The 14,509-nt window shown below is 43.0% G+C and carries 11 protein-coding genes; all 11 read right to left on the bottom strand.

Going from position 1 to position 14,509, the window contains the following annotated elements:
- Positions 1–16 precede the first annotated feature (16 nt).
- The 11 genes from FKX85_RS10065 to FKX85_RS10015 all read right to left on the bottom strand — a co-directional run bounded on the left by FKX85_RS10065 (position 17) and on the right by FKX85_RS10015 (position 14,492).
- The gene (locus FKX85_RS10065) at positions 17–3,514 is read right to left on the bottom strand and encodes a hypothetical protein (RefSeq protein ID WP_141614605.1); all 3,498 of its coding nucleotides are present in this window, start codon (positions 3,512–3,514) and stop codon (positions 17–19) included.
- Positions 3,515–3,526: 12 nt separating this feature from the next.
- Positions 3,527–7,255: a sensor histidine kinase gene (locus tag FKX85_RS10060; RefSeq protein WP_141614604.1), complete on the bottom strand. Its 3,729-nt coding sequence runs from the start codon at positions 7,253–7,255 to the stop codon at positions 3,527–3,529.
- Between the two features lie 72 nt (positions 7,256–7,327).
- Positions 7,328–7,537: a hypothetical protein gene (locus FKX85_RS10055; protein ID WP_394345015.1), complete on the bottom strand. Its 210-nt coding sequence runs from the start codon at positions 7,535–7,537 to the stop codon at positions 7,328–7,330.
- Positions 7,538–7,612: 75 nt separating this feature from the next.
- On the bottom strand, positions 7,613–8,167 hold the full coding sequence (locus FKX85_RS10050; RefSeq protein WP_141614602.1) for a DUF420 domain-containing protein: 555 nt from the start codon (positions 8,165–8,167) through the stop codon (positions 7,613–7,615).
- Positions 8,154–8,822 (bottom strand): SCO family protein, encoded by a 669-nt coding sequence (locus tag FKX85_RS10045; protein WP_141614601.1) that lies wholly within the window; start codon positions 8,820–8,822, stop codon positions 8,154–8,156. Before FKX85_RS10045 ends, FKX85_RS10050 begins: the two co-directional genes overlap by 14 nt.
- Positions 8,823–8,899: 77 nt before the next feature.
- Complete coding sequence (locus FKX85_RS10040; RefSeq protein WP_141614600.1) at positions 8,900–9,229, bottom strand: cytochrome C oxidase subunit IV family protein; 330 nt, start codon at positions 9,227–9,229, stop codon at positions 8,900–8,902.
- Positions 9,230–9,253: 24 nt separating this feature from the next.
- The gene (locus FKX85_RS10035; protein WP_141614599.1) at positions 9,254–10,024 is read right to left on the bottom strand and encodes a cytochrome c oxidase subunit 3; all 771 of its coding nucleotides are present in this window, start codon (positions 10,022–10,024) and stop codon (positions 9,254–9,256) included.
- A 26-nt stretch (positions 10,025–10,050) separates the two neighbouring features.
- Complete coding sequence (locus FKX85_RS10030) at positions 10,051–10,632, bottom strand: cytochrome c oxidase subunit 3 (RefSeq protein WP_141614598.1); 582 nt, start codon at positions 10,630–10,632, stop codon at positions 10,051–10,053.
- Entirely contained in the window at positions 10,632–11,537 is a 906-nt protein-coding gene (gene cyoE / locus FKX85_RS10025; protein ID WP_141614597.1) for a heme o synthase, read from the bottom strand. The genes FKX85_RS10030 and cyoE overlap by 1 nt, the downstream gene beginning before the upstream one ends.
- Positions 11,534–12,616, bottom strand: a complete 1,083-nt coding sequence (locus FKX85_RS10020) for a COX15/CtaA family protein (protein WP_141614596.1) — start codon at positions 12,614–12,616, stop codon at positions 11,534–11,536. The genes cyoE and FKX85_RS10020 overlap by 4 nt, the downstream gene beginning before the upstream one ends.
- Complete coding sequence (locus tag FKX85_RS10015; RefSeq protein WP_141614595.1) at positions 12,597–14,492, bottom strand: cytochrome c oxidase subunit I; 1,896 nt, start codon at positions 14,490–14,492, stop codon at positions 12,597–12,599. The genes FKX85_RS10020 and FKX85_RS10015 overlap by 20 nt, the downstream gene beginning before the upstream one ends.
- Between the last annotated feature and the right edge of the window lie 17 nt (positions 14,493–14,509).

The following is a 14,509-nucleotide window of genomic DNA, read 5'->3' as shown; positions in this document are numbered from 1 at the left end:
ATATGCATTTACACACTCAAAATAACGCTGAAACCTGCATCCTACCAGTATGGACTAAACGCTCCAATCCCTCCGAGTCCCTGCCTTCATAAGTTAAATTTAGTTGGAGCCCTTCCCCTATTTTCTGGATCCAGTTGATGCTCCACGAAATATTGCTACCGACTGTCAGTGCCTCCAGCATTTCGTAGCCCACGGGGGAATTTGCCCGCCCATTATAATCAATTTGGGTGTATTTGACCAAGGCATTTACCGTAGTCTTGATGGCTTTGGCATAACGGATTTCTGCTGCTAATTCATGCAAGGCCGCAGTCTCTTCAAATTCTACATTTTCTACATTCTTCTTATGGGTAAAAAGATATTGGAAAGAAGTTCTGAAGATGGGAGATGGCTGCCACGTCAGTTCAGGCCCTGTTGACATCTGGTCCACATGGTAATTTCTGTTTTCCAAATAATCGGAAAGGGCCACCGTTTGCCCTACATTGCCCTTTAACCGGAGATTAACCAAGCGGTTGACATTCATCCTGAAATTCATTCGCCAGTTTTCCTGTCTGTTTTCCTCAAAACCTCCCGTTAGCAATTGTTTATTACTGCTCTTGAAGACACCTAGGTCGGCACCATAGGACGATGAAGTACGGTTAAAAAATAAAGTGGACCGGAATACTTCCCTCAACGACACCAAATCTTCAGGAGGCACAGCATTGGCAAAAGGACTTACCCTCATCCAAAAATCCCCGGCCGTGATCTTCTTTTCCACATTCCAGCTCGTCGTATTTGAAAATTTACCAAGCAATTTTTTTACTCCCTCTTCCTTGCGCCATTGGTCAGGAAACTGGGCATTCAGTCGATAATTGAACAAGGTGGTATAGGCCTGGATATAATCGTCTGTCGGTGTGAACATCCTGATGTAGTTTTTTTCTTCGGGATTGATGGCTAGGTAAAATTCGCCCAGTTGCTGCACACCATCTTCATTCTCGTCCCGCCAGGTATGCGTGCCTTCTCCCGTCGGCACCGGAAGGTAGACAAACTCCCGCCTAAGCTCCTGCCCATTGCCGATGGCATAACTCAGCTCGTTACGCAGGTTATTATCCAGCAATGCACTAATATAATCCAACCTTCCCATTACCGTACTTTCCCTGGCCTCTCTGCCTCTTAGCTGATATAATCGACGGTAGGTCAATGTTCCCTTCAGGTCATGCGCCCCAAGCTGCTTCTGCAAACCATAGTTAGTGGTAAAAGCCTTGGTGTCCGGCAGCATCACTCCTTCCACGGGAAAGCGATCCTCCCTCCAGCTGACATCCGCGAAAAAGCTGTAGGGCAAGGTGTCATTTGACCGAACATAGAATTTGTGCGAAAGGAAGTTCATCGCACTGCTGATCACCGAATCCTGCACTCTGTCCATATTTTGGTTTCGGTCTACATTGAACTGATAACCTGGCACTAGGATTTTTGACCGGTAAAAAACTTCTGCGTCATATCGTACCCAGTCGGAGGTCATGGCCGGCATTTCACTTTGCAGGAGAAACAGGTCCTGACGGGTAAACCATTTTTCACCGATTTGCTGATACCACTTGGCTCGCTGCTGTGTACCTTCCAATCGTGCACCGCGCTTTCGGTAGTTGAGCTGATAGGCAAGCTCATTGGCGGCATCTTTGCGAACACCGGCCTTCGCCATGATAAGCTTTTCACTGGCAGGTATCGCTAAGGCCTCTTGCGAAAGCCCCCAATCACGATCAAATTCGATGTACCGCTGCCGATCAATAAACTCGAAATTCACAGAATTGTATTCCAGTTCTGTCGCGGCCTCCAATTGATAGCCTTTTAGCCAGCCAAGCGGACGCCCTTCAGATACAAAGCCGCCTTTCAGCCCATATCCTTTGTCATCCTGATTTCCCAAATCAGAAAACAGGTTTATATCTTGATTGGACAAGGCTCCTTCACCGTATATTTTTTCATAGGGGCTCAATTTCACCTCTCCTCCAGCGGTCATCATTTGTTTTTTATTGGGAGCAGGCAGTATGGAATAATGGGTGTAATTTCCCTGCGGCTGTCCATTTACAGGTGGGACATACTCGTAAACAAAGCCATTGGCAAGCTGCTCCTGTCGGCGATAGTTCCCCCTTCCTGTGCCCACTTCCGTAAAGGTAACCTCAAAGTGTGCCTCATCAGGAGCTGTTGAATATTCATAATACTGACTGGCTTCCCCTTCAGCATTAACCGTCGTTACTTTCCGGTATAAGATCCGCTGCGGATCATAGGCCACACTATCCACACGGGGAACGGCTGCTGCATTAATATTATCCCCCACAGCAGCCAGTAGTAGCTTATCTTCTTCAGCATACTCATCAAACAGTGGCCGGTTACGGTTGTCCTGCTCTTTATAATAATTCACGTAAAAAGTTGCCTTTTCACTCTCTTGAACATGATTGGCGGTCAGGATGGACCTGGAAAAATTCCGTTCTGAATATTCATAATCTATCCTTACTCGAGAGTACTGGGTGATCAGCACATTGGTGGTAAAGGTGATCTGGCCTTGGTTATAATCAATGATGTAGTCATGGTTAAACCCTCTTTTCAACTGTTTACCATCCAGAAACACTCGTTCAGAATTGGCCATCACGATGATGTACCGTTCATTTTCTGGCCCTGGAATCCGATATGGCCCCAACACTCCTTCCCGGATGTCCAATTGAACGGAATTAAATTTTCCTTTTGCGATGGAAGCCCCCACTTGTGTAGACGCTTTCCACTTTTCATTGACACTGTAATCCGTGGTCAATTGGAGTCCCTGAACATTTTTATAATACCTCAAAAACGTTGATTGGCGCTGACGAAAGACAACATCTCCTGCCTTCAGGCTAAAATGGTCATTATAAAGTTCTATCAGGACATTATCAAAATCCTGCACCTGCTGGGTGTTACCTTGGGGCTGGAAAGGGACATTTTGATCGGTGATGCTGGCGCGAATGAAGAGATCATCCGTGAGCTGTCCATCCATCTGGAGGTTTAAGGCAGAGTTTACAAAGACGTTTTGGGTATTGCCAAAGGAAATCCCCCGTGTCAAGCTCCCTGATTTATTTAACTTTCCTGACGGAAAAATCTCTTCCCGAAAGTCATATACCTCTCCTTCTACCTCTTTTACCTTCTTAAAATATGCCATGGAATCATAGTCTGCTTCCAAGGTCCGATGGGAAAAAGTCCTGTTCAGTGCATATGGAAAACGACGGTAGCAAACTTGTAATGAATCGGGGAAAGCATTTTTTCCACGGTAAATGGTAAGGAAGCCTGAACTGGAATTATATATCCACTGGTAGTCCCGCTCACCAGAAATGGAAATCGAGCTTTCCAGTGCTGTTAGGGAATCCAATTTGACGTGAACAGAATCAGCTGAAGGAGACGCTTCTAACCATTTACAAAGAGGACTTTGACCGAGTGCCGGGCCACTCCATACCATCCCCGCTATGATCACCAAACACGTTAAACTTACCGGCACAAATGCACTCCAACTCCTCATCATACCGCTTACAGCTTACGAAGCACCTGGCTTTGCTTCTTTCACCAAAGGAAACGTCAAAAAGAACGATGTCCCTTTTCCCTCTCTTGTTTCAAACCAAATGTTCCCCCCTGCTGTCTCCACACCTCTTTTGGCAATGGCAAGTCCCAGTCCAGAGCCTTCACTTTTGGTGCTAAAGTTGGGAATGAAAATTTTCTCCCTGAGTTCTTCAGGAATACCGGTTCCATTATCTTTAACCTCCAGCCTGGCCCAACCTTTCTCCGTAGCCAATGTGACGGTCACCGTAGCCACCTTGTCTTCCGGCACGGACTGGATACCATTAATGATCAGGTTAGAGATCACCCGACCAAAAAGCTTATCATCACCCATGACGGGAAGACGTCCTTGCACTTGATCATAAAAGATCACCTTGCCCCGTTCATTGTTTTTAAAAAGCTCGACAGCACTCATTACCACTTGATCAAAATCCATCAGCTCATTTTTGGGCAACGGCATTTTGGCAAAAGTAGAAAAGGAGGTAGCTATATCGCTGAGGGTGTCCACCTGATTGATCAGATTATGAATGGGCTTTTTTAGCTTTTCGGGATCGTCGATCCGCTTTTCAGCCTGCAATCGCAACAAATGCTGAAGGGTAAGCTTCATAGGCGTGAGCGGATTTTTGATTTCATGCGCCACTTGTTTGGCCATTTCCCGCCATGCAGACTCTTTCTCATTCAGGGCAAGGACTTTCCTGCTGGCCTCAAGTTTAAATAACATGTTATTGTATTCCTTTACCAGCAAGCCAATTTCATCATTGGTAGGCCAATACATCGGTTCATTATCCTCCAGATTGGTAACTTTTAGTTTTTGGGTCAGCAACTTGAAAGGGTCTGTAAGCTGTTTGGAAACAAAGTAGGACACGATCAAAAACACGATAAAAATCGCGACAAAGATATTGATAATGGTGCTAAATACGTCCACGATAAGAACATTCAGCTCCTCCTCGGACTCAAAAAACGGAATGGATATTATTCCCAGGGTATTTTGTCGTTTCATTTCCCGAAGACTGATGTATACCGTCTTATATTTTAAGCTGCCCACCTGTTCATCCAGGATCACCTGATTGTTTTGGGTCTCTATAATCTCGGCATACGCTTCCGGGTTAAGGTATCTGGTGAGCACTTTCTTTTCGATAATATTGGGTTGGCTGGTGGCCATCAACTTTCCTTCTGAGGAAAACACATTGATGTCCGTGGCAGTGGTATTGGCCAATCTATACACCTCTGCCAAGAACTCATCCCTGTCCATCACCCCTTTGGTCTCTTGCTCTAAGTATTGAAAAAGGTTATCGCGGATGATATTGGCCTTTTCAAAATACTGCCGATGCAGGTCTTCCAGATAGGATTTACTCAACAAGCCAATGGATATCGCACTTATCACTAACATCGGCACAAAAAAGGCGAAGTTCAGGTAAAACTGGAGTCTCGTAGCATAATTAAACCTTACTTTGTTAAGGCCATTGAGCAGGGTATAAATGAAAATAAAAAAGAGAGTGCAAGCGATATAACTTATAAAGAAGAAAGACACATCGGCCAAGATGTAATTATAAGGATAGATGGGGCTGGACACCATTAAGGTACTGGAGCCATTCCGCACCCCAAAATGATGATATCCATCACGGTTTATACCGCTTTTGTATAAACCATTATTTTCCAAAAGCTCCACGACTTCCGGATTTCGGTAATTATATACCCCCACGCTATATTGCAATACGCTATCCCTGAACAGGGCATAATCCAGCTTGCTATCATAGATATCATCGACATATTTCTTATCGAGAAGCAGCTTGGGAAATACGCTGGTAGATTTTATCCGTTGCTGGACTAGCTCCAGGACAATAGTCCCTATAAAGTCACCCTCTTTTACCATGGGCATAAACCCGTAAAACTTGTTACCTTCCAATCCTTCTCCAGTTTTGATAAAATAAAGATTTCTCACACTAGTGGCATAGTCACTGTTCATGTAACGAAACCTAAAATCGTCCAGTGACTGCTCATTATTTCGGTTTAAGATATCCTCTCCGCTGGGATTAAAAATCATGATATTGAGCTCATACTGATCAAAGTAATTGGATATATATATCTTTCGGATCTTTTGTTCTACGGGGTCTTTAGAAAAAGACGGATTGGTCATGCGATTTTTAATGAACAGATCGTCTTTGACCCTTTGCATGACATCACTCAGCAGAAACTCCGCCATAACGTCCTTTTCCCTCAGCACCTGATTGGCAAGCCGTTCTTTATTGTGGATTTCCCGTTTACCATAGTCCTGATATGATGCTGCACCAGTCACCACGGCTCCTACTAGACAACCAAAGAAAAAAGTAAGGAAAGTGTTGAGTTGTAACTTGAGGACATTGTCGTACAATTCGAAAGAAATAATCGCCACCAGTAGGATCAAATGTGAAACGTACACAATAAGATAAATAAAATCCACCCAGGCCGCAATGGCAAGAACAGGAACAGAAAGACCAAGTAGCACTTTCAATGCATAGGCTTTTTTTGCCCTGGCCTTATAAAACACCAAGTTTAAGGACATCAGGGTAAACATCAAGTAACCTGCTCCTCCCAAAAATAAAATCAGTATACTTAAGGCCTTGAAATAGTCAAAAGTAGGGATATCAAGGATATTTAAGTTCCACTGGGAGTTATTGGAAATATTGGAAAACAACCTGAAAAACAGAAACAAGAAAAACCCTGAAAGCAAATACGCCACCAGATAAAACACCCACTGGTAATAGCGCTTTCTTATTTTGGCAAAAGCCACGATCACCTCTCTTCTCCCCAACATACTGATCACCATGGCCAATACAATAGCAGAAAAAATCACATTCAACAACAAATCCCCCAAGCTGGGATTTAATACCGATGATGCATAATAGGTCGCATCAAACAATGGCACCTCAAAATAATCCTGAGGAAAATGAAACACCAGCATCATCGCCCTGATACTAGTGAGAATGGAGATGGTGTAGAGCAACGCCAACTGTCGTCTTCCGTGGCTCCAAAGACGAACCACAAAGTCTCCTCCAAGGATAAATACCAGCCCCGTCAGCGAAAAGAAAAACAATAACAATGCTGTACTGGACTTATGCCCTACCGGGATATAACCCGTTCTCAGAGAAACTGAAAAGAAGTATTCTCCCTTCTCCCCAGTCACCTTATCGTATTCTCCACGAGGTTCGGCTGACAATATAAACCGATCATTCCCAAAAACATCGTTATTATAACCGGCATGTAAATATTTATTGTCAATCTCCACCTTATCATATAAGGAATACACCTGAACCATCCAATACTGCTGGTTATTCCTGGTGATACTTCTTACCCTGGAAAAATACGTCCCCTTAGAATTGTCAATTAACTGATATGGCTTAAATGAAGTACCTGTATTGACGTCATTAAAATCCGGTATCATCGAAATACCAGACCAATACAACAGCTGGCCATCTTCACTGTATAGATAAAATGGATGTTTGGAATCAAAGTTTAACGTGGAGAAGGACATTTGTTTTTCAGGCCTGTAATTCATCAACAGCTGGATGAAATCCTCATCAAATTCCTCGGCGACCTCTCTGGTAGTGGTCTCTATTTGCTCCAGCCCCACTTTTGACACATCAGGACTTCCTGAGAAAAAATTAATGGCCAGGACAATCGCCATTAACATGATTCCAAAAACAATAATTAGCCTTCTCTTCTTAAGCATATTTCACCTGACAGTAATGCTAAAAGTAAAAAAGCAAAGTCTAATTTCAAACTTTGCTTTCTTATTTACCTTTTATGAAGCCTTTGCTAGTTTCTTCTTTTTGGAATTTCTATACCATAGGAATCCAATGACAGCAGCCAATAAATAAGGTGCTACAAAAAGATAAAGGATTCCCAGGTTCAAGCTGGCACCGACCGTGGTATCGCCATTGGACACGTTATTTTCTACTGAGGCCCTGCACATCGCACACTGAGCTACTGCGATGGCCTTTGGCAAGACCATAAACACGGCAATCAGAATGATGTTTACCAAGAACTTCTTCATATATTCTATTACGCCTTTATTTGTACTTATGTTTTAGTGATTATAATATGGACTGATCATCCAGTATACCACCACTCCTGAAACAGTCACGTACAGCCAAATCGGGTAAGCATACCGTACGATTTTACGGTGTCTTTCCACCATTCCTGTATACCCATAATAATAGGCCAACAAGATGGGAAATAATGCCACCGCTGCCAGAATAATGTGACTGATCAGTATTGCAAAATATACCGTTCGAATCACCCCCTCGCCTCCAAAACCGGTGCTTTCTGCCGATGCATGATAGATCACATACGAAACCAGAAATATTGCTCCCAGGCCAAAGGCAATGGTCATGCAGATACGGTGATAGCTGATCATTTTACTTTTTATGAAAAACAGTCCTGCAATCAATGCCAAGCTTGCTGTAAAATTGATCACCGCATTTAAATGCGGAAGAAAATACACCCATCCGCTGGCCAAATCCAGCTTGGCAGGCATAAATAACAGGACGGCAACAACAATGGGAACCAATATAGAAATAACCGTAATAAGCCTATAAATCCCTTTGTTGGCCTTTTTTTCCGAAAACTCAGTCTTTTCCATGTAATAGTATTTTTGTTTCCAATATCAACAGGTCCACATCTTCACGATTGGTACCACTGTAATACCCCCTGATCCTTCCTTTTTCATCTATTAATGCCAACTTATCGCTATGGATAAAGTCTTCGGGGACTCCCTTCCCATCAATGGTAGGAAGTACAAAACCACATCGGGCCAATTCATAGACTTCTTCCTTTGGACCATTGAGGAAATGCCATTTATCGGGATTGGCTTTGTGCAGGTCGGCGTATTCCTTTAACCGCGCTGGGGTATCATATGCAGGATCGATGCTAATAGAATACAGCTGGACGGTAGCCTCATTTCTGAAGGCATCCTGCACTCGCTCCATTTCCAGTGACATTACCGGACAGATACTTGGGCAGCTGGTAAAAAAGAAATCGACGATGGTCACTTTTTCCTTCATATCGGCCTTTCCCATCGGTACGCTATCCTGATTTACAAAGGTAAATTCCGGAATATAATGTTGACCATTATTGGTGTAATTGCAATCCCCGAAAGGGTCTTCTACTCCATTCTCATACAAGACGGGAATTTCATACGTGTTTTCCCCAAAATTTCGGAGAAAGAGGATAATCAACACAGGAACCATCAGTATACATACCAATACCAATCCCTGTAATACTCTAATCATTTTCATAATACCAATACAAACAAAAAAGTAGGTTGAAAGCATTCCTTCCAACCTACTTTTTTTAGTTTTTTATCAAGATGGCATTACCATCTGTACATAAAGATCTCTGCTCCTTCTTTAAATAGGGCTATCAATAGCCAAACCAAGAAAATCAGGGGAAGCATAATGGACCAAAACAATGTTTTGGATTCGTCTTTCAAGTGCATGAACTCCATCATGATATAGGCTGCTTTTACAAGTGTAAGGCCAATAAAAATGGCAAAAAGCAACATACCCCGTTCCATGGTAAAGGCCAGAAGAAATTCCACCGCTGTAATGGCAAGTAGAATACCCGCTGTTTTCCAGATCTTTTTGATCTTTTCCTTGTTCCTAGGTAATACCTCTAGTGTGCTGTTATTTTCGTGTGATGACATAGCTAATAATGTTTTTAGGTGAATCTAGACCAGGTAATAGAAGGTAAACACAAATACCCAAACCAAATCTACAAAGTGCCAATACAGGCCAATCTTCTCTACCATTTCATAGTGGCCTCTTTTCTCGTATACTCCCACAGCTGCCTGATAAAAGGCCAGGAAGAGCAATACCACGCCGATAGTCACGTGAAATCCGTGAAATCCGGTGATAAAGAAAAACAATTGTGCAAAAGGTGCCGGGCCATATTCATTTACATGCAGATTGGCACCATACACCACTTCCTTAACCGTCTCCCCGAAGGTGTTCACAAAGGTCATCAACGTTCCCTGGTCGCTACCATGGATAAAGTGACTCCACTCCCATGCCTGACAGCTAAGAAACGTGATTCCTCCCAACATCGTCCAAAGCATCCACTTCACTACATCCTTCCTATCATTTCTATGTCCTGCTTCCACTGCTAATACCATGGTAACTGAACTCATGATAAGAATAAAGGTCATTAAACCTACAAAGACCAATGGAAGGTGAACACCGTGAAAAAATGGAAATGCATTGAAAATCATTTCAGGAATAGGCCAATGCTCATTGGACTTTACAAATTCAGACACGTGGCCCTCAAAAGCCGGGTAACTTACCCTAATGGAGCCATAGGTAATCAAGAAAGCGGCAAAAGTAAAGATGTCGGAAAGGAGGAAAAACCACATCATAAGCTTTCCGTAACTAGCCTTTAAGGGCTCATTTCCACCACCCCAGATTCCTCTCTTGGAGTTGATTTCAATTGCAGTCGATGACATATATTCTAGGTTTTAACTTAATATTTTCAATGATTCAATAACAAAAACATAAACAGGTATATCCATAGCCCCCCAAGAAAATGCCAATACGTGGCACACATTTCCATAGTATTCATCTGCTTGGAATGGATCTTATACCTAAAGGACGAAATTAACACAATAATCAGAAATATCACACCACTGATCAAGTGTGCTGCATGTAATCCAGTCAATACATACATAAAAGACCCCGCAGGATTACCTACAAAATACACATCCCTTTCTACCAAAGCCATCCAGCTAAACCACTGCCCTACAAGGAATACAAGACCCAAGACAGTAGTTATGGTCAAAGCAATTTTCAGGTGGTTAATACGGTCATTTTTTGCAGACAAATATGCCCAATGCATACTCGCACTACTAAGCAAAATAACTCCCGAAGTAACCCATAATATGGAAGGAAGATCATAATCCAACCAATTCCCTTCGCCCTGCCGCACAATAAACGCACTGGTCATCGCAGCAAAGATCATCACAACACTGACGATAAATAACCACAATGCAAACTTTTTGGGGTGCATCGCAATGGGCTGTTCTGCCCCTTCGGTATATGCTAACCTCTCTTCCATTACACCACTTTATCTAATAAATACGCAATCTGCACGATCGGCAAATACAAAAACGATCCAAACATGATCTTCAATGCTGACTTTCTTGAGCAATCTCTCATCAAAGAAAAGGTCTGCGCCAGAAATAACACACCACATACGGTCGCCACGATACCCGAATTAAGTCCTGTCAGTCCAAAATAGCTAGGCAGAAGGCCCAATGGCAACAAGAACAAAGTATAAATCATAATCTGTATCGCGGTATTTAAATCTTTTCTACCACCACAAGGAAGCAATTTAAACCCTGCTTTCTTATAATCCTCATCACTTACCCAAGCTATCGCCCAAAAATGAGGAAACTGCCAGATAAATTGAATACCAAAGATGATCAATGCTTCGTAAGAAATAGCCCCTGTAGCCGCTGTCCAACCCAATAGAGGAGGCATCGCACCAGGGATAGCTCCTACGAATACCGCCACTGGCCCCACGCGCTTTAACGGCGTATAGACGAAAACATACAACAGCATGCTGAGTACGCCAAGTCCTGTGGTCAGCGGATTGGTAAAAAACCATAAGGTCCCAACGCCAACCAACGCTACCAACACAGTAAACCAATAGGCTTCATTAACGGAAATGATATTCAATGGAAGCGGCCTGTTTTGGGTTCGCTTCATCAATTTATCATAATCCTTTTCCAAAATTTCGTTAGCAGCTCCTGATGCTCCGCTAATCAGAAATCCACCGATCATCAAGGCAAAGCACTTGCCCCATGAAAATATCGCTCCACTGTCTCCCAAAACAAATCCGAAAACAGCAGAGAATGTCACCAAGGCAGAAAGCCTGAACTTTATCAGTTCATAATAAGCCTTTGCCCTTATACTTATGCTGTCAGTAAAGGACGCTTCTGATAAATTAACTGTCCTCATGAATTGGATGTATTTAACACTATTCTTTTTTGATCACTTAACTGTAACAGGATCACAAACTGCACCCCGATAATCAATGATCCCACCAAAAGGTGAACGGGTTGCAAAAAGGCCGGAATACCAAAGTATGCCATGCTCGCCCCAGTAATGATCTCTATAAAGATCAACACTAACAGCACTTGCGACCATTTAAATATACTTGATCCCCTGAAGGAGAATACGTATGCCTTATAAACAAACCAAAGGTGCACCGCCAATAACACCAGAGAAAATGACCGGTGGATCATGAAATCCACTCCAAGATGGGATATCCACTCGGAGCGAAACAGGTTTCCAAACTGCAGGGCTATCATATCGATCTCTTCCCTTACCTGCGTACCCCAGACCACTTGGATGATCATTAGCACAAAACCCATCATCAATAAACGATAAAGCTGAGTGGGCTTTTCTGTCTTATGCTGAAATGCATGATTTAACTTGAATGCCCTATAGTGTACGTATAAAAGCAAACACACGATCAGCAATGCCAACACCATATGTACGGTAATCATCCAATGAAGCAAATTGGTAGAAACAACTATCGATCCGATCCATCCTTGGAAAATCACCAGCAACAAATTGGCAAATGACCACAGCGCCAACATCTTGTCTTCCTTCCGGAGCTTATAAGCATACACAAAGGTCGCCATGACCAATAAGCCTATGACAGCTCCCGTCAACCTATTCAAATATTCAATCCAGGTTTTGGTGGCATTAAACTCGCCTTCTACGAGAATGGCCTTGTTCTGCTTGATTTCCTCAGCTTTCTTGTGAAACCCAAGGCTATGAAGCATTTTAAAAAACCTTTCGTTTTTCTCTAACCTTTTGTTGAGATAAACTTCCTGATAATTATCTGGAAGTTGGCTAACCGCGGTAGGTGGTATCCAGCTTCCAAAGCATTTTGGCCAGTCAGGACAGCCCATTCCAGCTCCTGAACTGCGGACAATTCCGCCGACCAGTATCAAGAAATATACAGCGATCGCAGTGATTAAACTGATCCTGCGAAAGCTGCGGATATTTTTATGATTCTTTTGATTCATCAGCTACCAAAATATCTCCTCCTTCTTCGGCCATGATCTCGCGCTCTAGCTTCACTTGCTCTGCTTCATGAGGAAGATTGGATTCTGGAGTAGAAGACAATGGCACCGTTTGTGGTATAAAATCCTCTTTGGCTCCAGGCTTGGAGTAATCGTATGGCCATCTGTAAACAGCAGGGATTTCTCCTGGCCAGTTGCCGTGTTCGGGATGAAGCGGAGTAGTCCACTCCAAGGTATTTGATCTCCAAGGGTTCAAAGGTGCTTTTCGTCCTCTAAACATACTGTTGAAGAAGTTGAACAAGAAGATAAATTGGGCACCAAAGGTAATGATGGCTGCCACTGACACAAACATATTAAGGTCAGTGTACATATCAGCAAAGTTAAAGTTTGTCCAACTGTAATATCTTCTGGGGAATCCGGCGATTCCGATATAGTGCATAGGGAAAAACACCATGTACACCCCAACGAATGTCAACCAAAAGTGGATGTAGCCTAATTTGGCATCCATCATTTTGCCAAACATTTTAGGGAACCAATGGTAAATCCCAGCCATCAATCCGAAGAAAGAAGCAGATCCCATCACAAGGTGGAAATGAGCTACCACGAAATAGGTATCGTGTAATTGGATATCCACTGCAGAATTACCTAGAAAGATACCAGTCAAACCTCCAGAGATAAAGAATGACACCAAACCAATAGAGAACAGCATCGCCGGGGTAAACACCAAGTTACCTCTCCATAGCGTGGTCAAATAGTTAAATACTTTTACTGCAGAAGGTACCGCAATGATCAATGTCAAGAACATGAAGATAGATCCCAAGAAAGGATTCATACCTGACACGAACATGTGGTGTGCCCAAACGACAAATGACAAGACGGTGATACCAAGCATAGAAAGAATCATGGCCTTGTAACCGAAGATTGGCTTTCTCGAATTAGTCGCAATCACTTCAGAGGTAATCCCCAAGGCTGGAAGCAATACAATGTATACTTCAGGGTGCCCCAAGAACCAGAACAAGTGCTGGAATAGTACGGCGCTACCACCCGTATTTGGAAGTGCTTCACCACCGATATAAATATCAGACAAGTAGAATGAAGTACCGAAACTTCTATCAAATACTAACAGCAAGGCAGCAGAGAACAGTACTGGGAATGAAAGCAAACCAATCACAGCAGTCAAAAAGAATGACCAAATAGTCAATGGCAATCTGCTGAAGGACATTCCTCTAGTACGTAAATTAATGACAGTAGTAATGTAGTTAATACCTCCCATTAGCTGTGAAGCAATAAAGAACACCATGGACACCAACCAAAGGGTCATCCCTAAGCCTGAACCGGGAATAGCCTGCTCCAATGCTGAAAGAGGAGGATAGATCACCCATCCACCACCAGCGGGGCCTGTCTCAATAAATAAGGAAATAAACATGATCACACCAGCGATAAAAAACAACCAGTATGACAACATATTCATAAATCCAGAGGCCATATCCCGTGCACCGATTTGGAGTGGAATAAGGTAATTGGAGAAAGTACCACTAAGTCCAGCTGTCAAAACAAAGAACACCATGATGGTTCCATGCATGGTCACCAAAGCCAAGTAGAAATTTTGGTCCAGTCTTCCAGTCTCATCTATCCAGCCTCCCAAAATCGGTTTCAGGAAAGTCATGTCCATTTCTGGGAATCCCAGCTGTAACCTGAAAAGTATGGATAGGAAACCACCGATTAACGCCCATGCCATACCGGTAACCAGAAACTGTTTACCGATCATTTTATGGTCGGTACTAAAGATATACTTAGTGATAAAATTATCACTATGTGCATGATCATCGTGATGATCATGTTCTGTAGTACCGTGAGTTGATATGTTAGCTACTGCCATAATTATTTTATTATATC

This window comes from Echinicola soli, from assembly GCF_006575665.1.
In the GTDB taxonomy this organism is placed as follows: domain Bacteria; phylum Bacteroidota; class Bacteroidia; order Cytophagales; family Cyclobacteriaceae; genus Echinicola; species Echinicola soli.
The sequence above is the reverse complement of the archived record's forward strand: the minus strand, read 5'-3'. Positions and strand labels throughout refer to the sequence as shown.